This is a genomic window from Vibrio owensii CAIM 1854 = LMG 25443 (genome assembly GCF_000817815.1).
Classification (GTDB): domain Bacteria; phylum Pseudomonadota; class Gammaproteobacteria; order Enterobacterales; family Vibrionaceae; genus Vibrio; species Vibrio owensii.
Genome location: NZ_JPRD01000048.1, coordinates 81,717 through 107,220 on the forward strand (window position 1 = coordinate 81,717; position 25,504 = coordinate 107,220).

Consider the following 25,504-nt stretch of genomic DNA (forward strand, 5'->3'; position numbering starts at 1 on the left):
TCTCGAATAGGTGGAGCCGACACATAAGCCGGGTTCTGTTCCGCTTGCGCGGCGGTAGCCATTCGTCTAGGCCAGCAATCACTCACTGGCTCGAGCAACCTACCCGCCTCCTTACGCGAGCAACGCAATGTGGAGGCCTATTTGGTCTTGCTTCAGGTGGAGTTTACCCTGCTACGAACTATTACTAGTCGTCCGGTGCGCTCTTACCGCACCCTTTCACCCTTACCTGTGCCCTAGGGCCATCGGCGGTCTTCTCTCTGCTGCACTTGTCGTAGGCTTGCGCCCCCCAGGCGTTACCTGGCACCTTGCTCTATGAAGCCCGGACTTTCCTCCCCTTTGTCAGTCTCCCGAAGGACGTCAACGTCAGTCTCCCAAAGGGACTTCGACGTCAGTCTCCCGAAGGACATCAACAAAGCAGCGACTACCCAGTCAGCTCCGAGGGCGGATTGTATAGAGTTATCCCCCCAGAGTCTAGTGAGATCACAGAAATGCTGAAAACGGTTGGTTAAGTGGTCAAAAAGGCAGCATCCCGAAGAGCCAGCACTCATAAAAAAAGGAGTCGCGTTAACAACTCCCTTCTCAATCTTATCTAAATATCTCTGAAAACTAACGGCTCTTGCACGAAACGACTAAAGCGCACTTCTCTAATCCCGCCTCTCGAAGCGAAGCGTTCTTTATGCTTAGTCCAGATTCTCCAATCCCCACTTATACAGTGCATTTTTCTTTAGGCTGTAGATTTCTGCAGCAAGTGCCGCGGCTTTCTTCAATGGAAGCTCTTTAGTCAAAATACCCAGTGTGCGGGTTGCTTCGTCTGGCAGAGTATCTTCTGTGGAGTCACGGTGACCGTGAATAAGCAGAACCATCTCACCGCGCTGTTGGTTATCATCGCTTTTTACCCACTCAATCAGCTCACCTAGTGGCATTCCTTGAATGGTTTCAAAGGTTTTAGTTAACTCTCGTGCCAAGACAACTTCTCGTTCTGGGCCAAGAACGTCTAACATATCTTGTAGAGAGTCTAAAATGCGATGCGGCGATTCATAGAAGATACAAGTGCGTTCCACTGACGCAATTTCCAAGAACTTGTCTTTACGGCCTTTGCTTTTCGGTGGTAGAAAGCCTTCGAAACTAAAGCGATCAGAAGGCAAGCCCGACGCACTTAACGCAGTGATGACCGCACACGCACCAGGAAGAGGCACAACTCTAACGCCCGCTTGACGACATTTTGTCACCAAATGGTATCCTGGATCGCTTATTAGCGGCGTACCAGCATCAGACACCAATGCGATAGATTGACCTGATAATAGCTTTTCAACCAGTACTTGCGCTTTTTGCTGCTCGTTATGATCGTGCAACGCGAAAGTTTTGGTTTGGATATTGAAGTGAGACAGTAATTTGCCCGTATGTCGAGTATCCTCAGCGGCAATGATGTCCACATTCGACAGAACTTCGATAGCACGTTGTGTGATATCCGCTAAATTTCCGATTGGAGTCGGTACGATGTAAAGAGTTGGCCCCTCATTCGGCAACTTATTTTTATCTGTCATTTGTTTACCATCACTTCAACGATTAATATAGAGACAATTTTGTACAAAATTATAGAGAACTCACGGCAATGATGAACCATAAGAGACTCAGTGTACCACGCTTACTTACTCCTGTTGCACTGGCAATTACGCTCGCCGCCTGTTCTTCAGGCCCGCGCCAACCAGATAGCGTTGATATTACACTTGAGCCGACACAGTCTGTTCAGAACTACATGATTCAAGCGGATAGCACCGAAGGTAGCTTACAAAACGACTGGTTGATCATGGCAACCAAAGCGGCAATTCAAGCGAACGAATTGGATCAAGCGGAGTTGCTGATCAAGCGTCTTTCTCGTCAGCAATTGACCGAAGTTCAACAAGCAGAGTGGCAATTAGCCCGTGCGACCATACAGCAAAAGAAAGGCAATTACCCACAATTGCTGCAAACGCTGAACTTCCAACCTAACTGGAAACTGCCAAGTGAGCAGTGGAAAGACTACTACGAACTACGTGCAGATGCTTACCAAAGCATGAATCGACCGTTCGAAGCAAACCGCCAGTTGGTTGCGCAGGGTCAATATGCTTCATCAGCAGAACAACGTGAGATCTCTAGCCGTATTTGGATGAACTTTGCCAGCTATTCAGAAAGTGAACTAACGGCACTGCAAACGGCACCGAATGAAGATGTACTTGATGGCTGGTTGCAACTAGCAATCTACTCAAAGACCCTTTCAAGCAACATTCCACAACTAAAGAACACGCTTGAACGTTGGCTAAGTGAAAACCCATCTCACCCAGCAGCGGTTTACACACCAGTTGAAATTCAAAACATTCTGTCTTTAGAAATCGTTAAGCCAAACAACACGGCTCTACTACTGCCTCTTACAGGCAAGTTTGCTCCGCAAGCACAGCTGATTCGTGATGGCTTCATCTTTGCAATGATGAACGATGACATGCGCGATCCAAGCGCGACGCTAACTGTGATCGATACTCACGCTTATTCGGCGGATCAAATCAAACAGCGTCTAATCAACGAGAACATCGACTTTGTTGTTGGTCCTTTGCAAAAAGAAAACGTTGAGAAGCTACAAGCGACCTTGGATGGCTCAGAAACTGGCGTGAAGATCCCAGCTCTAGCATTGAACATTCCTGAAGACGTTCAACCAGGTACAGACATGTGTTATCTAGCACTGTCTCCTGAACAAGAAGTGGCGCAAGCAGCAAAATACTTGTTCAATCAAGGCTACCAATTCCCAATGATCTTGGCACCAAATGGCGCTTACGGTCAGCGTGTGGTTGAAGCGTTTAATGAAGAATGGCGCAAGTACAGCTCAAACAAAGTGGCTTCGAGCTACTTTGGCGACAAGCGTCAGCTTCAGAAGAACATTAACAGCGTATTTGGCTTACAAGAGAGCCAACAACGTATCGCACAAATGCAGTCTCTAATGCGTATTTCTTTAGAGAGCCCACCACGCAGCCGTCGTGATGTGGACGCGGTGTACATTGTTGCTCGCAGCTCTGAACTTACGCTTATTAAGCCATTTATTGAAGTGGCGATTAACCCAGACGCTAAACCACCTAAATTGTTCTCAAACTCACGCAGTAACAGCGGTGGTGCGACATACGAAGATCTATCAGGCGTGGCTTACAGTGACATTCCAATGCTGATCAATCCAGATCCAACCATCGAAGCAGAAATGAATGAGCTATGGGCAGATCAATCTAACATGGAAAAACGCTTGGAAGCGCTGGGTATGGACGCGTACAAACTGATTGGTGAATTGCCACAAATGAAGCTTCTGCCGGGTTACTCGGTAAGCGGTCAGACGGGCGTGCTTAGCATCGACAACAACTGTGTTGTAGAACGTGAGCTAGACTGGGCTGAGCGTGGGGCTCTTTAGTAAGAGACAAATCGGCAACCAATATGAAACCCTGGCGAAGCAGTATTTGCAGCGCCAGGGTTTGCGCTTTTTAGATCAAAATTTTCTGACTAAAGTCGGTGAAATTGATTTAATCTTCCAACAAGGTGAAACTATCGTCTTTGTTGAGGTCAAATATCGTAAGAATGATAGCTTTGGCTCAGCAGCAGAAATGGTCACCCGCGCAAAAATGCGTAAACTAGTCAAAACAGCCCAAATTTGGCTAAGCCAGCAAAAGCGCTCGGCAAACAATATCGATTATCGGTTTGATGTGGTCGCCATTCACGACAATGGTCGAGACATTAACTGGATACAAAATGCAATCTCTGAAGGATAAACGATGCTAGACAGCATTAAAGACAGTTTTACAGAAAGTATTCAAATTCAAATTGCGGCAGCAGAAGCGTTGCCAGATGCCATTACTCACGCCGCTCAAGCTATGGTGTCGAGCCTACTCAATGGCAATAAAATCCTATGCTGTGGTAACGGTGGCAGTGCATCGAACTCGCAACAGTTTGTATCTTGCCTTTTGAACCGATTCGAAACTGAGCGCCCTAGCCTTCCAGCAATGGCTTTAACAGCAGATAACACAACATTGACTGCTGTAGCGAACGATTACCACTACCAAGAGATCTTCTCTAAGCAAGTACGCGCCTTTGGTCAGCCTGGCGACATTTTATTAGCCATTTCGACCAGTGGTAACAGCAAAAACGTTCTTAAAGCGATGGAAGCAGCTGTAACACGCGATATGACCATCATCGCCCTAACGGGCAAAGACGGTGGTGAAATGGCTGGCCTGCTTGGCGAGAATGATGTTGAGATCCGCATCCCATCACATCGTACAGCGCGCATTCATGAAGTGCACATGGTGACACTTCACTGTCTGTGTGATCTAATCGACCAAGTACTTTTCCCAGCTCACGAAGAATAACCGAATTGAGAGTTTAGAATTATGATACGTAGTCTTGTCATTTTGTGCGCAGCGCTGAGCATGAGCGGCTGTGCAGGTTTGTTTATTGCAGGGGCAGCAACCACTGCCAATCTCGTTACAGATACGCGCACGACCAAAGAAATTTGGCAAGACAACAACATCGAATTCGAAGTCGCTGCAATTGGCAATAAAGCCCCTTTCAAAGGCAAAGCACGCGTCGTTGCAAGCTCATACAACGGTACTGTCGTATTAATGGGCCAAGCCCCAACTCAAGACCTCATCAACGAGTTTGAAAGCAAAGCTCGTGAAGTAAATGGGGTGAAGAACATCCATAACCAAATTAAGCAAAAAGAGCCTCTGAGCGTGACACAAATCAGCAACGACAGCTGGATCACGACTAAAGTGAAATCAGCATTGCTTACCGACAGTGAGCTTAATGGCGTGAAAGTGAAAGTCATCACTGAAGACAGTGATGTATTCTTGTTTGGTTATGTAACGCCAGAACAAAGTGAGAGAGCAACAGAGATCACACGCAATATCTCAGGCGTAAAACAAGTAATCAAAGGCTTCCAATATGGTGATGAAAAACCACTAGAAGTTGAAGAGCCAGAGGCGGCAAATACAGTGCCGGCAGAGACAGAAAAAGAGACGACGGTAAACGAGCTTGGATAAGTGACTAAGCCTGTTATCAAAAAGGCTGAATTAGATAAGAAAAAAGCAGCGTATCGACGCTGCTTTTTTTATTTGATAACTCGTAAGCTTGGTCTGCCTTTCGGGCGAGGTGTTTCTTCCTCTTCAGACTCAGAGTCCACGATTTCAGATTCATCATTCACCGTGGTGAAAGTTGGAGACTGCTCTTCTTCGACAATCCCTTCCTCTTCAATATGGGTGTATGCTTCTTCTGGTTCAAACATGGTGCCAGCACCATTCTCACGTGCGTAAATCGCTTGTACAGCGTAAACAGGCACGATAACCGAATGCGGACGACCACTAAAACGAGCGTGGAAGGTAATCGCATCATTACCCAACTCAAGTTGACCAACAGCACGTGGAGCAATGTTCAAGATGATTTGACCATCTTGAACAAACTCAACTGGTACACGTACACCTGGCATGGTTGCATCAACCACCAAGTGTGGAGTTAAGTCATTGTCTACTAGCCACTCGTAGAATGCGCGAAGCATGTACGGACGGCGAGCAGTCATTTTTGCAATATCCATAACGTGTTATCTAAATCGCTTAGCGAACTAGACGCATTTCACGTTCAGCTTCAGTTAGAGAAGCAAGGAATGAATCACGTTCAAATACGCGGTTCATGTAAACTTTGATCTCTTTAGAACCAGGGCCTACAAGGTCGATACCTAGTTGAGGTAGACGCCACAATAGTGGAGCTAGGTAACAATCGATTAGGCTGAACTCTTCACTCATGAAGTATTCGTATTCTGCAAAGATTGGTGCAAGAGTCAGAAGATCGTTACGTAGTTTAGTACGTGCTTTTTCTGATTCTTCCGCGTTACCTTTAACAACCTTTTCAGCTAGTGAGTACCAGTTGCGTTCAATACGGTACATCATCAGACGGCTGTTACCACGAGCAACTGGGTAAACAGGCATTAGAGGTGGATGAGGGAAACGCTCGTCCAAGTACTCCATGATGATTTTTGAATCGTAAAGAGCTAGCTCACGGTCCACAAGAGTTGGTACTGACTTGTATGGGTTCAGTTCCACAAGCTCAGCAGGAAGGTTAGCTTCATCAACAAGCTCAACTTCAACACTTACGCCTTTTTCAGCTAATACGATGCGAACCTGATGGCTATACAAATCTGATGCACTTGAGAAAAGAGTCATCACAGAACGTTTATTGGCAGCTACAGCCATGGAGCCCTCCAGCACACTTACAAATAAAAATAATGGAGGCTAAGCCTCCATTATTCGTCAATTAAAATTGGGAATTAGCACGGTATGATAGCACAATTAATGCACATCACGCCAATACTCTTTCTTGAGCATCACGACAACAATTGTTAGTAGAACTAGGAAGCCCATTACCCACCAACCAAGCGCATGACGCTCTAGCTGAACTGGGTCACCAGAGTAAACTAGGAAGTTCACTAGGTCGCCAACTGCTTTATCATACTCGCCAGAGCTTAGCTCACCCGTTCCGTTAGTTTCAGTACCAACAACCACTTGTACTTCTTCACCGTCCACAACTTTTGTGCCGTAAACTGGCGTCGGGATACCTTGAAGCTCTTCAAGAACGTGCGGCATACCAACACTTGGGAAAACAATGTTGTTCACGCCGAATGGACGAGATGGGTCAACATAGAAAGAGCGCAGGTAAGTGTACAGCCAGTCTGCACCACGAACTCGAGCAACAAGTGTTAGATCCGGTGGCGGCGCACCAAACCAGTCACCCGCTTGCTTCGCAGGCATCGCATTAACCATTAGGTCACCGATTTTCGCTTCAGGATCAAAAATCAGGTTTTCCTTCATTAGATCAGCAGGAATATCCAAGTCTGTCGCTACTCGCTCGTAACGCTGGTATTGCGTTGAGTGACAAGCAAAACAGTAGTTCATGAATAGCTTCGCGCCGTTTTGCAGCGAAGCTTTATCCGATAGGTCCACGTTCGCCTTGTCTAGCGGTACGTTGGCACCCGCTGCCATCGCGAGAGATGGCAACATAGCAAATAGAATTACAATCCACTTCTTCATTTGAATGTCACCCTCTCTGGTAATGGTTTGGTTGCTTCATTTTTGCTGTAGAAGAACAGCAGTACAAAGAACATGAAGTAACACAAGCTAAAGATCTGAGACAGAATTGTGTACAGCGGCGTTGCCGGCAGTGCACCCAAAATACCCAGAGCGATAAAGGCGATAGTGAACTGAACAATATTCAACAGGTGCAGTTTGCTACGGTAACGGTATGAACGCACTTTACAACGGTCCAACCAAGGTAGAACAAACAGTACTGCAATTGACGCACCCATTAGGATTACACCCAATAGTTTGTCTGGAACCGCACGCAAGATTGCGTAGAATGGAGTGAAGTACCATACAGGAGCGATGTGCTCGGGTGTCTTCAGTGGGTTTGCAGCTTCAAAGTTAGGCGGCTCAAGGAAATATCCACCCATCTCTGGGTTGAAGAACAGCACGTAACAGAAGAAGAACAAGAAACCAGCGACACCAACCAAGTCCTTAACCGTACCGTACGGGTGGAAAGGAATCGAATCGATGATGTCGTATTTCTTCGTGTAGTAATCGTGGAACTTGAATTGCGTTTCGTAATCGTCGCCCATTGAACCTTTTGGCAACTTAGTCTCGATACCATCCGGGTTGTTAGAGCCAACTTCGTGCAGTGCCAATACGTGCAACACAACAAGAAGAAGTAGAACGATAGGTAGTGCAATAACGTGTAGTGCGAAGAAACGGTTCAGCGTTGCACCAGAGATGATGTAGTCACCACGGATCCAAAGTGTTAAGTCGTCACCGATGACAGGAATCGCACCAAACAGAGAAATGATTACCTGAGCACCCCAGTATGACATCTGACCCCATGGTAATAGGTAACCCATGAAGGCTTCTGCCATTAGAACCAAGAAGATCAACATACCGAAGATCCAAAGTAGCTCACGAGGCTTTTGGTATGAACCGTAAATCAGACCACGGAACATGTGCAGGTAAACAACAACGAAAAACGCTGATGCGCCAGTTGAGTGCATGTAACGCAACAACCAGCCGTAATCAACGTCACGCATGATGTATTCGATAGAAGCAAACGCACCATCACCAGATGGAACGTAGTTCATTGTTAACCAGATACCCGTTAGGATTTGGTTAACCAGTACCAACATTGCCAGAGAACCGAAAAGGTACCAAAAGTTGAAGTTCTTAGGCATTGGGTATTCAGACAAATGCTTTTTATAAGCATTCATCGCGGGAATTCGTTTTTCAACCCAGTCTAGTAGTGCTTGCATTATGCGTCTCCCTCATCAACACCGATCATGAGCTTCGTATCACTCAAATACATGTGCTTAGGAACCACAAGGTTCAGAGGTGCAGGAACACCTTGGAACACTCGACCAGCCATATCGAATTTAGAACCATGACATGGGCAGAAGAAGCCAGACTTAACGCCTTGGACTTGCTCTGAGAACGTGTCAGGTAGATAGGTCGGTGAACAACCTAAGTGAGTACAGAAGCCAACTGCCACGAAATACTCAGGCTTGATCGAACGATGCGCATTCTGAGCATAAACTGGCTGTTGTTCCATTTCTGATTGTGGGTCACGAAGCTGTCCGTCGATGTTCTTTAGGTTATCCACCACTTCTTGAGTACGACGTACAACCCATACAGGTTTACCTTGCCACTCAACACGAACCATCTGACCGGCTTCGATTTTACTGATATCCACTTCCACCGGCGCACCTGCAGCTTTTGCTTTGGCGCTCGGATTCCATGATTTGATAAAAGGCACGGCGACGGCAGCTGCCCCTAATCCACCAACAACTGCCGTTGTAGCGGTTAGAAAACGCCTGCGACCGTTATTTAAAGGCGCGTTGCTCATCCAAACATTCTCCCATTTGCTCCCTTTGGATCGTTATTATTCCGCTTATAAGAGCATGGCTAACAAATAATGAATTTAGTTCTATTTATTGGGGGGAAATGATAAAGAAAACCCTACTTTTTGACAAGATAAAGCTACCTTTTTGTAACAATTGTGAGGCAAATCGCTCACGCCGTCACAAAAGCGGCAAAATTATAAAAAATAGATGTGATTTGTAACAAGAAAGCGAAACGAAGAATGGCTAGAAACGAGATAAAAAGCCTTGTATTTCGGCTGTTTTCAGCCAATTAGATAGAAAGATCTTTCAAGAATGTGAAGGAGTCCTCCACTTTTGTTATCTCAGCTTTGTAGCACGAAGAAAACCAAAAAACTTGCAGATAAAACGATCAAATGTTGCGAGGATATTAAGCAAGAATGTGAAAACAAATGCGAGAGGAAAATCGAACTTTTTCAGGCTTTAGAAAAACAAAAAGCTCGGCATATAGCCGAGCTTTGATGCACAGTTTCCAAAGTAACTCTGGAACAGCATAAATTTCCGATAAGAGGAAATTAACGCTTAGAGAACTGTGGACGACGACGTGCTTTACGTAGACCAACTTTCTTACGTTCAACGCAACGAGCGTCACGAGTAACGTAACCAGCTGCACGTAGAGTAGGACGTAGAGACTCATCGTACTCCATAAGAGCGCGAGTGATACCGTGACGGATAGCACCAGCTTGACCAGAAATACCGCCACCTTTAACAGTAACGTATAGGTCTAGCTTCTCAGTTAGTTCAACTAGCTCAAGAGGTTGTTTAACAACCATGCGAGAAGTTGGACGACCGAAGTACTCATCAAGGCTACGCTTGTTGATTACGATGTTGCCGCTGCCTGGTTTGATGAAAACACGCGCAGCTGAGCTTTTGCGACGGCCAGTGCCGTAGTATTGATTCTCTGCCATTTTCGAAATCCCCAATTAGATGTCTAGTACTTGTGGTTGTTGAGCAACATGGTTGTGCTCAGCGCCCGCGTAAACTTTAAGCTTACGGTACATAGCACGGCCTAGAGGACCACGTGGAAGCATGCCTTTAACTGCTAGCTCAAGAACCATCTCAGGTTTACGATCGATCAACTTTTCAAAAGTGATAGATTTTAGACCACCTGGGAATTCAGAGTGACGGTAGTACACTTTGCCTTTAGCTTTGTTGCCAGTTACAGCAACTTTCTCAGCGTTGATAACGATGATGTAATCACCAGTGTCAACGTGAGGAGTGTATTCAGCTTTATGTTTGCCACGTAGGCGAGATGCAATTTCACTTGCTAGACGGCCAAGAGTTTTACCCTCTGCGTCTACAACATACCAGTCGCGTTTTACAGTTTCTGGTTTAGCAACGAAAGTTTTCATGCTAATAATAACCCGTTAATTAAATTTTAAACTTTAAAGGAACACAGTATTGTGTTCCCACACTGTCTAAGAGCCCAGTCATCACCCCTTCGAGTCGTTGGTACTCTCGACCTTCTATGCCGAAATAACTTCGATATTCAGGTCTGCAGTAACGGTGGGTCGCAGGATTATAGAGAAGAGCGAAGAAAAAATCACCTTTTTTTGCGCCAAATCACTAATTTTTTCTTCACTTTTTTAAGATGAGTTGCTGTTTTTTACGCCAGATGCTCTCTAGCAAGGTATTCGTGACTCTGCATTTCTGTCAGTCGAGACAAGCAACGTTTAAATTCGAACTCTAACTGTCCTTGTGTATAAAGGAACTCCATTGCAACTTCAGCAGAAATAATCAACTTAACGTTACGTTCATAGAATTCATCGACCAATGCAATAAAGCGTCTCGCTGCATCATCTATCTTGCTATCCATTTGCTTCACGTCTGCTAGCAAGACTGTATGGTAGATGCGCGATAATTCAATGTAATCGTTTTGACTGCGTGGGGTTTGACACAGTTGTTCAAAAGAAGCATGTAGCACGCCATCGCTGGCCTCTATTACCGCCACTTCTCGATGGTTGATTTCAATGCTGTGTGCTGCAACTTTTCTTTCACCAATCAACTGTTGGTAATACGTATTAAGATTGATAGACGCCTGCTCGTCCAACGGATAATGATAGATTTCGGCTTGTTGCAGCGTTCTTAGGCGGTAATCCACGCCACTGTCGACATTAAGCACATCACAGCGCTGAATGATCATGTCTATCGCTGGTAAAAAGCGCGCACGTTGTAAGCCATTACGATACAAGTTTTCAGGCTCAATGTTCGACGTCGCGACTAAAATCATTTGTCGCTTAAACATCTCTTGCAACAAGGTCGCTAAGATCATCGCATCTGTGATATCGGAAACGAAGAATTCATCAAAACAGACCACATCCGCTTCTTTCTTGAATAGATCGGCCACTTTTGACAGCGGGTTTTCCACTTCACCTAAACGTTTGAGCTCATCATGCACACGATACATAAAACGGTGAAAATGCACGCGCATCTTTCTTTCTGTCGGCAAGGCGTCAAAAAACGCATCCATGAGGTAAGTTTTGCCCCGCCCTACTCCTCCCCAAAAGTACAGGCCTTTTGGTGGTTCTGGCATTTCAGGCTTTTTACCCAGTAATTTCTGCCAAGTGCTAAGCTGAGGAATAGGCGCAGACTGGAATTCTGCAATCGCATGGTAAAGGTTGTCTAATGCAACGACAGCATTATGTTGTGCTTCGTCACGCTGGAATCCATGCTCTGCTATGTCTTGTTGGTATCGTTGTAATGGTGTCATGGCATTGAGTCGTATCAGAGGTACAGAAAAAATTGTCACCTCGGGGTCAGCTTTTAGAATAGAGAGATATGGATATCAGTCCCCGAAGACTTACCGCTATTTTTCTTTATCGGCTGTTCAAGCCATAGTAACATGGACTAGCACCGCGTGTAACTAAGTAGTAAAAGACTTGTTAAAACAACTATAAGGAGCAGTTATGCCTTGGATTTATGCCATTGTGGGTTTGCTGGTCGGTACAATCGTAGGCGTAGTCATTAGTAGACTAACCACCCCCGAATACAAAAAACAAAAGTCTGTGCAAAAAGAGCTGGAAGCAGCCAAGTTTGAGCTAGAGCAACAACGTCAAGAGCTCGTCGATCACTTTGCACAAACTGCAGAAATGTTGGATACCTTAGGTAAAGACTACACCAAGCTGTACCAACACATGGCGAAGACGTCTTCAGAACTTCTGCCTAACTTGCCTGAGCAAGACAATCCGTTCGATAAGAAGACTGCTATGTCGACTGAACAGATTGAAGAAGACCAATCTAACGTCAACGAACAACCAAAAGACTACGCCAACGGCGCAACGGGTCTTTTAAAGGATCAGGAAAAAGAAATCATCGACGCACCAGAAGCTGTCACTGCTAAAGCGTCTTAATCCCCCCTTTCCTACCTAACTGGGTCAATACATACACATTTCTTATCAATTTGTATTGACCCTTTTTGAACTTTTCTTAAGCAACTCATCTCTAACAACCTGTGTGCTGTCGCCACCTTTTGATTATCCGAATTAATCCCTATATAACTAAATAACCGTATAGAACTAACTGTTCGGATATTTCTTTTTGACAGACCTGTTTCAAGAGGAGTTATTGGATGAAAAAACCATTGCTTGCGCTAACCGTTCTATCTTTAAGCTTGGGTTCAATCATCACCCCAATTACTGCGACTGCGGCACTGCCGTTAAGTGTGGATGGGGAGCAGTTACCTAGCCTTGCCCCGATGCTCGAAAAAGTGACCCCTGCGGTTGTGAGTATTGCGGTTGAAGGTAAACAAGTTCAAACCAGCCGTATCCCAGAGCAGTTTCAGTTCTTCTTTGGGCCTGAGTTTCCAACAGAGCAAACTCGTGAGCGTCCATTCAGAGGCTTGGGCTCTGGCGTTATTATTAACGCGGACAAAGGGCAAATCGTCACAAACTACCATGTAATTAAAGGCGCTGATGACATCCGTGTCCGTTTGTACGATGGTCGAGAGTACGATGCAGAATTAGTAGGTGGAGATGAAATGTCAGACATTGCTCTACTCAAACTGGAGAAAGCAAAAGATCTGACTCAGATTAAAGTCGCCGATTCAGACAAGCTACGCGTTGGTGATTTCACGGTTGCGATTGGTAACCCATTTGGCCTTGGTCAAACCGTCACTTCGGGTATCGTCTCGGCACTCGGTCGAAGCGGCTTGAATGTCGAGAATTTCGAGAACTTCATCCAAACAGATGCGGCCATCAACAGCGGTAACTCAGGCGGTGCTTTAGTCAACCTTAATGGTGAACTGATCGGTATCAATACCGCGATTCTTGGTCCGAATGGCGGCAATGTTGGTATCGGTTTTGCTATTCCATCTAACATGATGAAAAACCTAACTGACCAAATTCTAGAGTTTGGTGAAGTGAAACGCGGCATGCTGGGCGTACAAGGTGGCGAGGTCACTTCAGAACTGGCAGAAGCATTAGGTTATGAATCGAGTAAAGGCGCGTTTGTTAGCCAAGTAGTGCCTGATAGCGCTGCAGATAAAGCAGGCCTGAAAGCTGGTGATGTGATTACTTCCGTAAACGGTAAGTCGATTGATACCTTCTCCGAGTTACGCGCAAAAGTCGCAACGCTCGGTGCGGGCAAAGAGATCACATTGGGTGTGATTCGTGATGGTAAGAAGAAATCCTTCGATGTGACGTTAGGTGAATCTACCAATGTGAAAGCGAAGGCGGAAACGCTTCACGAAGGCCTTAAAGGCGCAGAACTCAGCAACACCACGCCAAGCGATAAAATCCAAGGAGTTAAGGTGACGAGTGTGGCTGAAAACTCTCCAGCGGCACAATACCAACTTGAGCAAGACGATATCATTATTGGTGTTAACCGTAAGCGTGTGAAGAATTTAGCAGAACTGCGCGCGATTGTTGAGAAACACAAAGGTGTGCTCGCGATAAACGTTCAACGTGGTGATCGGACGGTTTACTTAGTCATCCGTTAATAGACATCATTCAACAATCACATAGCTGACAGCAAACGAGCGCTAGCAACATATTTATCAGTGATAGCGCTCGAATACTTTCCTTCTTATGTCATGGTTTTTTAAAAGGGCAAGACGATCGCGTCTTGCCCTTTTGTTATTTTTCAATGTAATGCTATCCTTCAGTTTTCTATGCCAATTGGGCGCTCAATCATGGAGAGGTTATGCTTAGCTTTTTGTTACGTTCTGTCTTTTTAGGCTTAGCAACTGCCGTTATCGTATTACTCGCCGTTCCATCTTTGCGCAGCAATGTTATCCCAACCGCCCTTGTTGACCCGCAACCGAGCAATATCGCATCGCTAGAAGTGTCTTTTAACCAAGCGGTAAGAAAGGCAGCACCTGCGGTGGTGAATATCTACAGCCGCAAATATGTGGAAAATGATCGCAGCAAGCTGTCGACTCAAGGACTAGGTTCTGGGGTTATCGTGAGCGAAAAAGGTTACATCATTACCAACTATCACGTTGTCGCTCAAGCTGATCAAATCGTCGTAGCCTTGCAAGATGGCCGTGTTGCTGCTGCTCAATTGGTAGGTACAGACAAGCGTACAGACATTGCGATCTTACGTGTTGAAGGCTCTAATCTGCCCGTTATCCCATTAAATGCTGACTATAAACCTCAAGTGGGTGATGTGGTGCTTGCCATTGGTAACCCATACAACTTAGGCCAGACGACTACCTTCGGCATTATCTCTGCGACAGGCCGCTCGTCCATCAGTGATGGTCGCCAAGCCTTTATCCAAACCGATGCCGCTATCAATGAGGGCAACTCCGGTGGCGCATTGGTGAATACTCAAGGTGAACTGGTCGGTATCAATACCGCTTCATTCCAACAGGCGACTGACCTTGAGACCTACGGTATCTCATTTGCAATTCCAGCACCGCTAGCAAACAAAATCATGCAGAAGATCATCGCTGATGGCCGCGTGATCCGTGGTTATATCGGTATTGATGGGCAAGATATTAATGCGGTAACTGCTCGCTTGTTAGGTAACGAGCACATTGGCGGTATTGTGGTTCTTGGTATCGATCCAAATGGTCCCGCAAGTGCGGCTGGTTTTGAGAAACAAGACATCATCATTAGTATTAACGGCACTAAAGTTCAAGGACGCCAAAGCGTCATGGACATCGTTACTGACTTACGCCCAGGTACCTCTGTGGATGTAGGGATTATCCGCAAGGGTAAAGAAATGAATTTAAAAGTCACCATCGCCGAAGACAAACAAGAAGCATAAAAAAATCCCAGCCATTGGCTGGGATTTTTGTTTGTGTGTTATTCGCTGTCGCTTGGTTCTTCTGAAACTTCTGCGCTTCCGCCCATCTCGATTTCAATTCGCGTTACGCGCTGTAGGCCGCGTGGTAGTAAGCTACCTCGACGTCCACGTTCACCACGGAAGTTTTCTAAGTCTGCTGGTTTCAAACCTAGCTTACGCTTACCCGCATAAAGCGTTAGAGAAGCACCTTGTGGCAATGCCATCAAGTGAGACAGAACCTCTTCACGCTCTTTCGCTTTCGCTGCAGGAATGTTGATGATCTTGTTACCCTTACCTTTCGCCAATTGCGGCAGGTCTTTAATTGGGAACAACAACATGCGGCCTTGGTTGGTAATCGCGAGAATTTCATCAGAATCCAAATCAGCAATCGTCTTCGGTGTCATCACCTCAGAGTTGGCAGGTAGCGTCACCAAGGCTTTACCGCTTCGGTTCTTAGACAGTAGCTCAGAGCCTTTACATACAAAGCCGTAACCCGCGTCAGAGCCAACTAGCCACAGTTGCTCATCTTCACCCATGATCACTTGGCGAATGCTGCTACCCGCTGTGATATTCAAGCGACCTGTAATCGGTTCGCCTTGGCTTCGAGCGGATGGCAATGAATGCGACTCTAATGAGTAGCTTCGACCATCGCTACCGAAGAATACCGCTTGCTGGTTACTCTTACCACGCGCATGCGCTAAGTAGTTATCACCAGATTTATAGCTTAAGCCTTCTGCGTCTACATCGTGACCTTTCGCATGGCGAATCCAGCCTTTCTCTGAAAGTACCACTGTGATTGGCTCACTTGGTACTAGGTCGCGTTCTGTTAGCGCTTTTGCTTCTGCACGCTCAACCAATGGAGAACGACGGTCATCACCGTATTTCTCTGCGTCTGCTTTGATTTCTTTCTTTAGTAGTGTGTTTAGACGACGCTCAGAACCCAATAGCTGCTCTAGCTTCTCACGTTCTTTTTCTAGCTCGTCTTGCTCACCACGGATCTTCATCTCTTCTAGTTTTGCTAGGTGACGAAGTTTAGTATCCAGAATTGCATCCGCTTGGATATCGGTAATCCCAAAACGCTCCATCAGCACAGCTTTTGGATCGTCTTCAGTACGAATGATCTCAATCACTTCATCTAGGTTTAGGTAAGCAACCAACAAACCTTCCAAGATGTGTAGACGAGCCATTACTTTGTCTAGGCGGTGTTGCAGACGACGACGAACAGTCGTACGACGGAATTCAATCCACTCAGACAGAATTTGTACCAGACCTTTAACTTGAGGACGGTTATCCAAACCAATCATGTTCAAGTTAACACGGTAGCTGCGCTCAAGGTCGGTTGAAGCGAACAAGTGATTCATCAACAAGTCACAGTCAACGCGGTTTGACTTTGGCACCACTACGATACGTGTTGGGTTTTCGTGATCCGATTCGTCACGAAGGTCGTCTACCATTGGTAGTTTCTTCGCGCGCATTTGGTTCGCGATTTGTTCTAGTAACTTCGCACCCGATACTTGGTGTGGCAGAGAAGTAATGACGATGTCAGAACCTTCTTTGTGCCATACCGCACGCATCTTGATGCTACCGCGACCGTTACGGTAAATCTTTTCGATATCCGCTTGTGGTGAAGTAATTTCCGCTTCTGTTGGGTAATCTGGACCTTTCACAAACTGCATCACATCAGGCAGTTCTGCTTTCGGGTTGTCGATTAAGTGGATGGTTGCATCCGCCACTTCACGAACGTTGTGAGGCGGAATATCCGTCGCCATACCAACCGCGATACCAGTTACACCGTTTAGCAAGATATGAGGCAGACGTGCAGGCAACATTTGTGGCTCTTTCATCGTGCCATCAAAGTTAGGTTGCCATTCAACCGTGCCTTGACCCAGCTCACCTAGCAGTACTTCAGCAAACTTAGACAGTTTCGCTTCGGTATAACGCATTGCCGCGAATGATTTCGGATCATCTGGCGCACCCCAGTTACCTTGACCATCTACCAATGGGTAACGGTAAGAGAATGGCTGAGCCATGAGTACCATCGCTTCGTAACACGCAGAGTCACCATGCGGGTGGTATTTACCCAGTACGTCACCAACGGTACGTGCTGATTTTTTGTATTTCGCTGATGCCGAAAGACCAAGCTCCGACATTGCGTAAATGATGCGTCGTTGAACCGGCTTCAAACCATCGCCAATGTATGGCAATGCGCGATCCATGATTACGTACATCGAGTAGTTCAGATAAGCGTCTTCAGTGAACTTGCGCATTGGCAACTGTTCAACGCCATCATAAGTAATTTCTGTAGACATCCGTTAAACCTCTGCCATATCGCCGTTGCTTTGTAGCCAAGAACGACGGTCATCTGCTCGTTTCTTACCAAGCAGCATGTCCATCATTTCCATGGTCGCCGCTGAGTCATCAATGGTTAACTGAACCAGACGACGCGTATTTGGATCCATGGTTGTTTCACGCAACTGAAGTGGGTTCATCTCACCCAGACCTTTGAATCGTTGCACGTTGATTTTGGCTTTCTTCTTCGACAAGCGCTCTAATACGCCATCTTTTTCGTCATCGTCTAGGGCATAGAATACTTCTTTACCACAGTCGATACGGTACAGAGGCGGCATCGCTACGTAGATATGACCAGCTTCAACCAGCGCACGGAAGTGACGTGTGAACAGTGCACACAATAGCGTTGCGATGTGCAGACCATCCGAGTCCGCATCGGCAAGGATACAGATCTTACCGTAGCGAAGGCTGTCTAAGTTGTCGCTGTCTGGGTCAATACCCAAAGCAACTGAGATATCGTGCACTTCTTGAGAAGCCAGAACTTGGTCTGCAGAGACTTCCCATGTGTTTAGGATCTTACCGCGCAGTGGCATGACCGCTTGGAACTCACGATCACGTGCTTGTTTAGCTGAACCGCCCGCCGAGTCACCCTCCACGAAGAAGATTTCGGTGCGGTTAAGGTCTTGCACAGAACAGTCTGTCAGCTTACCCGGCAGTGCTGGGCCTGAAGCAACCTTCTTACGCACAACCTTTTTGCTCGCACGCATACGGCGATGGGCGTTCGCGATACAGACTTCGGCAAGTTGCTCTGCAAGTTGTGGTTTTTCGTTCAACCAAAGGCTGAACGAATCTTTCACCACGCCAGATACAAACGCAGCGGTTTGACGAGAAGAGAGACGCTCTTTGGTCTGACCCGCAAACTGAGGATCTTGAATCTTAACTGATAACACGTATGAACAACGGTCGAAAACGTCATCACCAGTTAGCTTCACGCCACGAGGCAGCAAGTTGCGGAATTCACAGAACTCACGCATCGCATCAAGCAAACCTTGGCGCAAACCATTAACGTGCGTACCACCTTGTGCGGTTGGGATAAGGTTCACGTAACTTTCCGTGATCATCTCACCGCCTTCTGGCTGCCAGATCACCGCCCAGTTTGCCGCTTCGGTTTCCGCTGAAAACTCACCAGTAAATGGTTCTTCTGGCAGAACGGTATAGCCTTTTACACCTTCCGCTAGATAGTCTTTCAAACCATCTTCGTAGAACCACTTGTAGTCTTTGTTGTTTACTTTATCTGTGAAAGTAATTTCTAGGCCGGGACAAAGTACCGCTTTCGCTCGTAGGTTATTCACCAGACGAGTTACTGAGAAGTTTGCAGAATCAAAGTACTTCGCGTCTGGCCAGAAGTGCACACTGGTACCACGGTTACGACGACCACATGTGCCGACAACCGTTAGGTCAGAAACTTTATCACCGTGTTCAAAAGCAATCTCATACACTTGACCATCACGACGGACGGTCACTTCAACACGCTTAGACAGCGCGTTTACAACGGAGATACCTACACCGTGCAGACCACCAGAGAATTGGTAGTTCTTATTAGAGAATTTACCACCTGCGTGAAGCTTACATAGGATCAGTTCAACACCTGATACCTTTTCTTCTGGGTGGATATCAACAGGCATGCCTCGACCATCATCGATCACTTCTAGTGATTGGTCAGCATGTAGGATGACTTGTACTTTTGAGGCATGTCCGGCTAGCGCTTCATCGACACTGTTATCGATAACTTCTTGGCCCAAGTGGTTTGGGCGCGCTGTATCCGTATACATCCCTGGTCGGCGACGTACTGGCTCTAAGCCATTCAGTACTTCAATGGCACCAGCATTATATTGTTCAGTCATAATACGGAATTGTTCTCAAAGTTTACTTGTAACCCGAGCCTCGCAATTGTGCGAGCCATACTCGAGAAACGAAAAAGCTACCTCGTCTGCATGCTTATCAAAGATAAGGTCACGCATAACAAAGTAGTCAGGGCTTCATACCCTTAAGATCTTTTTGGCAAAACATAGTCGGAAAGCCTGCCAACTATGTCAAGAAACGGTTGGATATAGCAATGAAAACTATGAGCCTATTCCAATCGTCTCGTTAGTATTACAGTTTTAGGAATTCAATGATTTGAGCAGGGTAACGCTCAAAGCCTACAAAACTGTGATCACCGCCTTCTTCTACCGTTTGTTTCGCGTTTGCGAACTTTTCTACGGCTTGGCGGTAGTCTAAAACCTCGTCTTCCGTTTGCTGTAAAAGCCAGAAGCTCTCAGGCGACGCGATGCTTTGTACATCAAGTGCTTTTAGCTCGTCAATATGACAGGCCTCAAGTGTATAGGTTTCGTGCGTATATGGGTTAGTTTGTTCACCGAGGTAATCCACCAGCAATTCATAAGGCTTCACTGCTGGGTTAACAACTACAGCAGGAAAGCCAAACTTTGCATTAAGCCAAGTCGACATGTAGCCCCCCAAAGAACTCCCCACTAAACCAATGTTGTAGTCGTCTTTGTATTGCTCAACGATGTCCAGCAGGCTTTGAGCAGCAAGTTGAGGGAAACACGGCAATTGAGGCACGATAACCTTGATGTCCGGTCGTTGCTGCTCACAGAACGCTTTCATTAAATTCGCCTTCATCGAAAGCGGCGAACTGTTAAAGCCATGGATATAAAGCAACAAAGAAGGTTTACTCATGATCACCTCAAGTTAAAAAAGTAAGCCCGAACATAAGGTTCGGGCGTGATAATGATTAGTATCCGTTTGAGGTAAAGTCTGGCTGGAATTGGCCATCTGGTAAACGGTTGACCTCAGTCGTAATGTCGCCATTACTGTGCAACTCAAGTTCTCGCCAACCTGGAGACTCGATATCTAAGGCGAAGTCATCGGAATTCGGTTTGAACTGTACACAAGTTGACGGCGTTGCCATCACACGGATGCCATTATAAAGAACATTCATGTCTTGGTGCACATGACCACATAAAATGCCTTTTACGTTCTCAAAACGGTCCACAACTTGCCAAAATGCTTCTGCATCTTTCAACGTGTGTTGGTCAAGCCACGCACTACCAACTAAAAGCGGGTGGTGGTGTAAAAGCACCAAGGTGTGTCTTTGCGGGTTTTCCGCTAACTTTTCTTCAAGCAGAGACAATTGCTGATCACTTAAGCGTCCGTGAGGTACGCCTACCACTTGTGAATCCAATAGAATCAACTGCCAATGCTCGCCAAGCATTAGATGCTCAACGGCTTGAATTTGAGGAGATGGCAGTACACTGCCCATGTTTGGCTTGTAGTCGTGGTTACCGGGAAGCCAGAAACAATCTTTTTTCAGCGGCGCGATGCCTTCAGCAAAGCGCTGATAAGACTCTGCACTGTGGTCCTGTGAAATATCGCCAGTTGCCAAAACGTATTCAAACTGCACCTGACGATGAAGAACCTCTTGTATCACAGCAGCAAAGCTGTCGGCGGTTCTTACGCTCAGCAAGCTGCCCTCATCGGCTTCAAACAGATGAGTATCCGTGATTTGTAATAGCTTTATGCTGTCACTAGATGATTGCAAAATGAAAACCTGATTCGTCCACTATATTGTTTTTTGTTATTTTCCCTTAGCGACGTGACAATCAATTGAAGGCAAGTGGCGTTCTACTAATACCACTTCGTAAACAGAACGTCAGCCATTCACCAAGGAACGTATTAAGCTGATGCTTTTCATCTTTCTGCATCAACTGGTCGTTGGGATAATCATATTTAGCTTTGATGCGAGAAAACTCTCCGCTTGAGCATACTTCGGCGACTCTCGCATCGTGATAAAGCCTGACAGACATCGTAGGTAAAGGAAACACTGGTGTTTCATCACTCTGACATATCTCAACAACTGTGGTGTATTTTGTGATTTCATTCACGGTCAGTTGGTAAACTATGTTCGCCGCTTGGTAGCAACGAACATCACCAACTTCGGCAGAGACAGGCAGCAAAGCGTTCAGCTTGGCGTAGTTGGTCTCATAAGTTCTCATCAGACCCGCTAAGTCAACATGGTATCGCTGTTTTTCAGCTACTTGCGCCATTATTATTTCTCCACCTTTGAGGTTTGTCCCCATTGCGATGTCAATTCTTGGTGATTCAATTGTAACCATTGAAGTGCAATGATTGAGGCACCATTTTCGAATTTTCCATCCTTCACCCATTGATACGCAGTTTCACGGCTGATCACATGAACTCGAATATCTTCATTTTCATAGTCTAAACCATGAATGCCATGCGCTTTAGTTGCATCGACTTCACCGATGAACACATCAAGCTTTTCAGAACAACCACCAGAAGAAGGGTAATAAGAGGTAACCGAAGCCACACGTCCGACTTGGATACCCGCTTCTTCTTCCGCTTCTCGACGAATCACTTCTTCTGATGATTCGTCACGATCAATCATGCCAGCGACAATTTCTAGCTGCCAAGGATGCGAATGTTCTAATGCGCCAACGCGGATCTGTTCAATGATCACTACCTGATCAGTCACAGGATCATACGGGAGCATGGCAGCAGCATGACCACGTTCGAACATTTCTCGTTCGACAATCCCACTCCATCCGCCTGCGAATAATCTATGCTTAAAACGGTATTTCACCATTTTAAAGAAGCCTTTAAACACGGTTTCTTTTGAGATTATTTCCACATCTTGGGGAGTAAAATCATTTTGTTGCTTGTCACACTGTTGCATTCAACACCTCTCTGAGTGAATCTTGTAGTTTACTCATTGTTATTCGCTTGCTCAAAGGACTTGGCTCAACTTTTTGTACAATAGTTATAAATTATTTTAAGCGTTTCCCAATTATTTATTGCACAAGTGGATAATTACGTGTAAAAAAGTGCAAAGTTTCGAGTAAATATCGTCCAAATTGAGTTAAACTACTGAGAATTAACCAATCTATATACCGCGGGAATGGAAAATGAAAAAACTGCTTCCACTATTTATCAGTGCAGCGCTAGGCAGTATGAGCACATCTGCATGGGCAGACTCTCTTGCTGAAATCTATGACTTAGCAAAACAAAACGACCCTCAATTGCTCAGTGTAGCAGCGCAGCGTGATCAAGCTTTTGAAGCAATCAACTCTAGCCGCAGTGCCCTACTACCACAAATCAACCTAACAGCGGGTTACGACATCGCTCGTGGTGATACTGACTACGACAACAATACCCCTACGTTACAAGATCGTGACAACGACCAAAACGTGTTGTCTGCAGGTGTTGGCTTCTCGCAAGAGTTGTACAACCGTGCATCATGGATCACGCTAGACACGGCTGAGAAAACGGCTCGTCGTGCAGACGCAACGTACGCAGCAACACAACAAGGTTTGATCCTTCGTGTTTCTCAAGCTTACTTCGAAGTACTGCGTGCACAAGACAACCTTGTGTTCGTTCGTGCAGAAAAAGCAGCCGTTGGCCGTCAGCTAGAACAAACTAAGCAACGTTTTGAAGTAGGTCTATCGGCAATCACTGACGTACATGATGCACAAGCACAGTACGATGCAGTACTAGCCGATGAAGTATTGGCAGAAAACGATCTGATCAACAGCTACGAATCACTACGTGAAATCACAGGCCAAGAGCACAAGAACCTGAACGTTCTAGACACCGCTCGTTTCTCTGCAAGCCGCTCTTCTGAGCCAGCAGAAGCTCTGATTGAAGAAGCGAAAACAACTAACCTGAGCCTACTGTCTGCACGTATCGCACAAGACATCGCTCGCGACAACATCTCGCTAGCAAGCTCTGGTCACCTACCAACGCTATCTCTTGACGGTGGTTACAACTACTCTGACACAGCAGAGAGCACAGCGGACAACACAACGGATGGCTTCAATGTTGGTGTTAACCTAGCAGTGCCTCTATACACTGGTGGTCGTACAACGTCTGAAGTGAAACAAGCGGAATTCGGTTACGTATCTGCGAGTGAAGATCTAGAAGCAGAATACCGTAGTGTTGTGAAAGAAGTGCGTGCACAGAACAACAACATCAACGCTTCTATCGGCGCACTAAAAGCGTACGAGCAATCTGTAGTGTCAGCACAGTCTGCGCTTGAAGCAACAGAAGCTGGTTTCGATGTAGGTACGCGTACTATCGTTGACGTACTAGACGCAACTCGTCGTCTATACGATGCGAACAAGAACCTATCAGACGCTCGTTACAACTACATTCTTGCTGGCCTTCAGCTACGTCAAGCTGTAGGTACACTGAGCGAGCAAGATATCCTAGATGTTGATGCAGGCCTTAAGCCAGTAAAATAAACATCGATAACGAAGTAACACGCAAAACACCAGCTGATTTTTCAGCTGGCGTTTTTTATTGCCGCTAGACAAGCCATTCCCCCTCTAACTCCCCCTTGAAAACGGGAAGGACTGGAATGACTTTGTGGTTAGATTCACTCGTCCAAAAACAACAAAGGCCGCTCGAAAGCGGCCTTTAATAATTAGTTTGTCGTAATCAGCTTGGTGAGGAAGGAATTAACCTTTCCCACCTTTGATAGCATTGATGATTTCGCTGGTTGAACAACCGTCTTCAAAGTTCAGTACGCGAACTTCACCGCCTGCAGCAATCACTTCTTTACCACCAGCTATCTCTTCTGGTTTGTAATCGCCACCTTTTACTAGCAAGCTTGGCAACACTTCAGAGATCAAACGCTGAGGCGTGTCTTCGCTAAATGGAACTACCCAATCAACCGCACCAAGACCTGCCAATACCGCCATACGACGATCGGTTGGGTTTACTGGACGACCAGGGCCTTTTAGGCGCTTCACTGATTCATCGGTATTTACCGCAACGATAAGGCGGTCGCCTAGCTCAGCAGCGTGGTTTAAGTAAGACACATGACCTGCGTGCAGAATGTCGAAACAACCATTGGTCATCACAACCTTCTCGCCTTTCGCACGTGCTTTCTTCACTGCTTCAATCAGTGCTTGTTCTGAAATCACACCGTAGTCTGTATCTTGGCTACCGTGAATCGCTTCTGCTAACTCAATCTCAGAAAGCGTTGATGTACCCAGTTTACCAACTACAACACCTGCGGCTGCGTTTGCCAGTGCACACGCTTCTTCAAACGATTTACCCGCAGCAACAGATGCCGCAAGAACAGAGATAACCGTGTCGCCAGCGCCTGTCACGTCGTACACTTCTTTTGCTTGGGTCGGCAAATGGAACGGCTCTTGGCCACGGCGAATCAAGGTCATACCGTTTTCGCTGCGTGTTACCAATAGCGCTTCAAATTCGAACTCTTCAACCAAAGCCAGCGCTTTCTCGACTAGCTCTTGGTCAGATTTCACTTTGCCCACTACGTCTTCAAACTCTTTCATGTTTGGCGTAAGCAGTGTTGCGCCGCGGTAACGCTCAAAATCCGCACCTTTCGGGTCAATGAAGACAGGGATGTTTGCTGCGCGCGCTTTTTGGATGTAAGCCTGAACGTGTTCTAGGGAACCTTTCGCGTAATCAGACATGATCACCGCTTTCACACTTGGTAGTGCGGTTTCCATACGAGACAACACTGGTTCTGCATCTGTGTTCTCGAACTTGTCTTCGAAGTCCAGACGGATAAGTTGCTGACCACGGCTCATCACGCGTAGTTTAGTGATGGTCGGATATTCTGGCAGCGCGACGAAATCGCATTTCACTTTTAGCGAGTTCAGCGTTTCCGTCAGTACTTTCGCTGGCTCATCCATACCCGTTAGACCAACAATGTGAGCGTGACCGCCAAGTGAAGCAATGTTCATTGCCACGTTCGCAGCACCACCCGGACGCTCTTCATTGTTTTCTACTTTCACAACAGGTACTGGCGCTTCAGGAGAGATACGTCCAGTCGGGCCATACCAGTAACGATCTAGCATGACATCACCGATGATTAGCACACCAGCGCTGTTGTAATCAGGTAGAATTGGTTTCATTATTGGTCTCCAAAAATTAAATCGTGGTGAGTTTAACACAGCCTTTTTCTAGGCT

Annotated in this window: 24 protein-coding genes and 1 other RNA gene; 8 read left to right on the top strand and 17 right to left on the bottom strand. The window is 46.2% G+C overall.

The annotated features are described in order from the left end of the window. Window positions 1–8: 8 nt before the first annotated feature. Together rnpB and rsmI are read right to left on the bottom strand one after the other, a co-directional pair. An RNA gene (gene rnpB, locus H735_RS29700) (RNase P RNA component class A) lies at window positions 9–437 on the bottom strand. A gap of 243 nt (window positions 438–680) precedes the next feature. Next, window positions 681–1,544 (bottom strand): 16S rRNA (cytidine(1402)-2'-O)-methyltransferase, encoded by an 864-nt coding sequence (gene rsmI / locus H735_RS22495; protein ID WP_020194002.1) that lies wholly within the window; start codon window positions 1,542–1,544, stop codon window positions 681–683. Window positions 1,545–1,612: 68 nt separating this feature from the next. On the opposite strand from rsmI, the gene H735_RS22500 reads away from it, so the two are divergent. Genes H735_RS22500 through H735_RS22515 form a run of 4 tightly spaced genes read left to right on the top strand, consistent with a single transcriptional unit; the run spans window position 1,613 to window position 5,045 of the window. Then, window positions 1,613–3,424, top strand: coding sequence for a penicillin-binding protein activator (locus H735_RS22500; protein WP_020194001.1), 1,812 nt, complete (start codon window positions 1,613–1,615; stop codon window positions 3,422–3,424). After that, on the top strand, window positions 3,411–3,779 hold the full coding sequence (locus tag H735_RS22505; RefSeq protein WP_020194000.1) for a YraN family protein: 369 nt from the start codon (window positions 3,411–3,413) through the stop codon (window positions 3,777–3,779). Before H735_RS22500 ends, H735_RS22505 begins: the two co-directional genes overlap by 14 nt. A gap of 3 nt (window positions 3,780–3,782) precedes the next feature. Then, window positions 3,783–4,373 (top strand): phosphoheptose isomerase, encoded by a 591-nt coding sequence (locus tag H735_RS22510; protein WP_005436112.1) that lies wholly within the window; start codon window positions 3,783–3,785, stop codon window positions 4,371–4,373. 21 nt (window positions 4,374–4,394) lie between these two features. Next, on the top strand, window positions 4,395–5,045 hold the full coding sequence (locus H735_RS22515) for a BON domain-containing protein (RefSeq protein ID WP_020193999.1): 651 nt from the start codon (window positions 4,395–4,397) through the stop codon (window positions 5,043–5,045). Window positions 5,046–5,113: 68 nt separating this feature from the next. Here the strand turns inward: H735_RS22515 and sspB are convergent, their stop codons facing one another. The 8 genes from sspB to zapE form a co-directional block, all read right to left on the bottom strand. Continuing rightward, a complete protein-coding gene (gene sspB / locus H735_RS22520) occupies window positions 5,114–5,593 on the bottom strand; it encodes a ClpXP protease specificity-enhancing factor (RefSeq protein WP_020193998.1) in 480 nt (159 codons plus the stop codon). Window positions 5,594–5,612: 19 nt separating this feature from the next. Continuing rightward, window positions 5,613–6,248 carry a stringent starvation protein SspA gene (gene sspA, locus H735_RS22525; RefSeq protein WP_005436105.1) on the bottom strand — a complete coding sequence of 212 codons (636 nt, stop codon included), beginning with the start codon at window positions 6,246–6,248 and terminating at the stop codon, window positions 5,613–5,615. Between the two features lie 96 nt (window positions 6,249–6,344). After that, the gene (locus H735_RS22530) at window positions 6,345–7,082 is read right to left on the bottom strand and encodes a cytochrome c1 (protein WP_005436103.1); all 738 of its coding nucleotides are present in this window, start codon (window positions 7,080–7,082) and stop codon (window positions 6,345–6,347) included. After that, window positions 7,079–8,344: a cytochrome b gene (locus H735_RS22535; RefSeq protein WP_005436097.1), complete on the bottom strand. Its 1,266-nt coding sequence runs from the start codon at window positions 8,342–8,344 to the stop codon at window positions 7,079–7,081. Before H735_RS22535 ends, H735_RS22530 begins: the two co-directional genes overlap by 4 nt. Then, a complete protein-coding gene (gene petA / locus H735_RS22540) occupies window positions 8,344–8,934 on the bottom strand; it encodes a ubiquinol-cytochrome c reductase iron-sulfur subunit (RefSeq protein ID WP_005436095.1) in 591 nt (196 codons plus the stop codon). The genes H735_RS22535 and petA overlap by 1 nt, the downstream gene beginning before the upstream one ends. Before the next feature lie 549 nt (window positions 8,935–9,483). Next, entirely contained in the window at window positions 9,484–9,876 is a 393-nt protein-coding gene (rpsI, locus tag H735_RS22545; RefSeq protein ID WP_005436094.1) for a 30S ribosomal protein S9, read from the bottom strand. A 15-nt stretch (window positions 9,877–9,891) separates the two neighbouring features. Further along, the gene (gene rplM / locus H735_RS22550; RefSeq protein ID WP_005436093.1) at window positions 9,892–10,320 is read right to left on the bottom strand and encodes a 50S ribosomal protein L13; all 429 of its coding nucleotides are present in this window, start codon (window positions 10,318–10,320) and stop codon (window positions 9,892–9,894) included. 254 nt (window positions 10,321–10,574) lie between these two features. Next, a complete protein-coding gene (zapE, locus tag H735_RS22555; protein WP_009707745.1) occupies window positions 10,575–11,678 on the bottom strand; it encodes a cell division protein ZapE in 1,104 nt (367 codons plus the stop codon). A gap of 196 nt (window positions 11,679–11,874) precedes the next feature. Between zapE and zapG the strand changes: the two genes are divergently transcribed. The 3 genes from zapG (at window position 11,875) to degS (ending at window position 15,175) form a co-directional block, all read left to right on the top strand. Next, window positions 11,875–12,318 carry a Z-ring associated protein ZapG gene (zapG, locus tag H735_RS22560; protein ID WP_005436091.1) on the top strand — a complete coding sequence of 148 codons (444 nt, stop codon included), beginning with the start codon at window positions 11,875–11,877 and terminating at the stop codon, window positions 12,316–12,318. Window positions 12,319–12,536: 218 nt separating this feature from the next. Then, window positions 12,537–13,904, top strand: coding sequence for a Do family serine endopeptidase (locus H735_RS22565; RefSeq protein WP_009707746.1), 1,368 nt, complete (start codon window positions 12,537–12,539; stop codon window positions 13,902–13,904). A 203-nt stretch (window positions 13,905–14,107) separates the two neighbouring features. Continuing rightward, window positions 14,108–15,175: an outer membrane-stress sensor serine endopeptidase DegS gene (degS, locus tag H735_RS22570; RefSeq protein WP_005436089.1), complete on the top strand. Its 1,068-nt coding sequence runs from the start codon at window positions 14,108–14,110 to the stop codon at window positions 15,173–15,175. 38 nt (window positions 15,176–15,213) lie between these two features. Here degS and parC read toward each other — a convergent pair whose 3' ends face one another. The 6 genes from parC to nudF all read right to left on the bottom strand — a co-directional run bounded on the left by parC (window position 15,214) and on the right by nudF (window position 22,238). Beyond that, entirely contained in the window at window positions 15,214–17,502 is a 2,289-nt protein-coding gene (gene parC, locus H735_RS22575) for a DNA topoisomerase IV subunit A (protein WP_005436088.1), read from the bottom strand. Window positions 17,503–17,505: 3 nt separating this feature from the next. Beyond that, a complete protein-coding gene (parE, locus tag H735_RS22580) occupies window positions 17,506–19,386 on the bottom strand; it encodes a DNA topoisomerase IV subunit B (RefSeq protein ID WP_005436086.1) in 1,881 nt (626 codons plus the stop codon). Between the two features lie 250 nt (window positions 19,387–19,636). Further along, window positions 19,637–20,221, bottom strand: coding sequence for an esterase YqiA (gene yqiA / locus H735_RS22585; RefSeq protein ID WP_027726532.1), 585 nt, complete (start codon window positions 20,219–20,221; stop codon window positions 19,637–19,639). A gap of 55 nt (window positions 20,222–20,276) precedes the next feature. After that, window positions 20,277–21,083 carry a 3',5'-cyclic-AMP phosphodiesterase gene (cpdA, locus tag H735_RS22590; protein ID WP_020193995.1) on the bottom strand — a complete coding sequence of 269 codons (807 nt, stop codon included), beginning with the start codon at window positions 21,081–21,083 and terminating at the stop codon, window positions 20,277–20,279. Window positions 21,084–21,144: 61 nt separating this feature from the next. Further along, window positions 21,145–21,588 (bottom strand): DUF1249 family protein, encoded by a 444-nt coding sequence (locus tag H735_RS22595; RefSeq protein ID WP_020193994.1) that lies wholly within the window; start codon window positions 21,586–21,588, stop codon window positions 21,145–21,147. Between the two features lie 2 nt (window positions 21,589–21,590). Further along, entirely contained in the window at window positions 21,591–22,238 is a 648-nt protein-coding gene (gene nudF / locus H735_RS22600) for an ADP-ribose diphosphatase (protein ID WP_005436080.1), read from the bottom strand. Between the two features lie 229 nt (window positions 22,239–22,467). On the opposite strand from nudF, the gene tolC reads away from it, so the two are divergent. After that, entirely contained in the window at window positions 22,468–23,802 is a 1,335-nt protein-coding gene (tolC, locus tag H735_RS22605) for an outer membrane channel protein TolC (protein ID WP_020193993.1), read from the top strand. Between the two features lie 216 nt (window positions 23,803–24,018). On the opposite strand, the gene hldE is transcribed toward tolC, so the two are convergent. Then, window positions 24,019–25,449 (bottom strand): bifunctional D-glycero-beta-D-manno-heptose-7-phosphate kinase/D-glycero-beta-D-manno-heptose 1-phosphate adenylyltransferase HldE, encoded by a 1,431-nt coding sequence (gene hldE, locus H735_RS22610; protein WP_005528761.1) that lies wholly within the window; start codon window positions 25,447–25,449, stop codon window positions 24,019–24,021. Window positions 25,450–25,504: the final 55 nt, after the last annotated feature.

Excerpts from the sequence above, each read along its gene's own strand:
- sspB (WP_020193998.1), bottom strand. The coding sequence starts at position 5,593 with ATGGATATTGCAAAAATGACTGCTCGCCGTCCGTACATGCTTCGCGCA.
- zapG (WP_005436091.1), top strand. The coding sequence starts at position 11,875 with ATGCCTTGGATTTATGCCATTGTGGGTTTGCTGGTCGGTACAATCGTA.
- nudF (WP_005436080.1), bottom strand. The coding sequence starts at position 22,238 with ATGCAACAGTGTGACAAGCAACAAAATGATTTTACTCCCCAAGATGTG.
- zapE (WP_009707745.1), bottom strand. The coding sequence starts at position 11,678 with ATGACACCATTACAACGATACCAACAAGACATAGCAGAGCATGGATTC.
- rplM (WP_005436093.1), bottom strand. The coding sequence starts at position 10,320 with ATGAAAACTTTCGTTGCTAAACCAGAAACTGTAAAACGCGACTGGTAT.
- H735_RS22515 (WP_020193999.1), top strand. The coding sequence starts at position 4,395 with ATGATACGTAGTCTTGTCATTTTGTGCGCAGCGCTGAGCATGAGCGGC.
- petA (WP_005436095.1), bottom strand. The coding sequence starts at position 8,934 with ATGAGCAACGCGCCTTTAAATAACGGTCGCAGGCGTTTTCTAACCGCT.
- H735_RS22500 (WP_020194001.1), top strand. The coding sequence starts at position 1,613 with ATGATGAACCATAAGAGACTCAGTGTACCACGCTTACTTACTCCTGTT.
- rpsI (WP_005436094.1), bottom strand. The coding sequence starts at position 9,876 with ATGGCAGAGAATCAATACTACGGCACTGGCCGTCGCAAAAGCTCAGCT.
- hldE (WP_005528761.1), bottom strand. The coding sequence starts at position 25,449 with ATGAAACCAATTCTACCTGATTACAACAGCGCTGGTGTGCTAATCATC.
- parE (WP_005436086.1), bottom strand. The coding sequence starts at position 19,386 with ATGACTGAACAATATAATGCTGGTGCCATTGAAGTACTGAATGGCTTA.
- sspA (WP_005436105.1), bottom strand. The coding sequence starts at position 6,248 with ATGGCTGTAGCTGCCAATAAACGTTCTGTGATGACTCTTTTCTCAAGT.
- H735_RS22565 (WP_009707746.1), top strand. The coding sequence starts at position 12,537 with ATGAAAAAACCATTGCTTGCGCTAACCGTTCTATCTTTAAGCTTGGGT.
- tolC (WP_020193993.1), top strand. The coding sequence starts at position 22,468 with ATGAAAAAACTGCTTCCACTATTTATCAGTGCAGCGCTAGGCAGTATG.
- H735_RS22595 (WP_020193994.1), bottom strand. The coding sequence starts at position 21,588 with ATGGCGCAAGTAGCTGAAAAACAGCGATACCATGTTGACTTAGCGGGT.
- parC (WP_005436088.1), bottom strand. The coding sequence starts at position 17,502 with ATGTCTACAGAAATTACTTATGATGGCGTTGAACAGTTGCCAATGCGC.
- H735_RS22530 (WP_005436103.1), bottom strand. The coding sequence starts at position 7,082 with ATGAAGAAGTGGATTGTAATTCTATTTGCTATGTTGCCATCTCTCGCG.
- H735_RS22510 (WP_005436112.1), top strand. The coding sequence starts at position 3,783 with ATGCTAGACAGCATTAAAGACAGTTTTACAGAAAGTATTCAAATTCAA.
- rsmI (WP_020194002.1), bottom strand. The coding sequence starts at position 1,544 with ATGACAGATAAAAATAAGTTGCCGAATGAGGGGCCAACTCTTTACATC.
- degS (WP_005436089.1), top strand. The coding sequence starts at position 14,108 with ATGCTTAGCTTTTTGTTACGTTCTGTCTTTTTAGGCTTAGCAACTGCC.
- yqiA (WP_027726532.1), bottom strand. The coding sequence starts at position 20,221 with ATGAGTAAACCTTCTTTGTTGCTTTATATCCATGGCTTTAACAGTTCG.
- H735_RS22535 (WP_005436097.1), bottom strand. The coding sequence starts at position 8,344 with ATGCAAGCACTACTAGACTGGGTTGAAAAACGAATTCCCGCGATGAAT.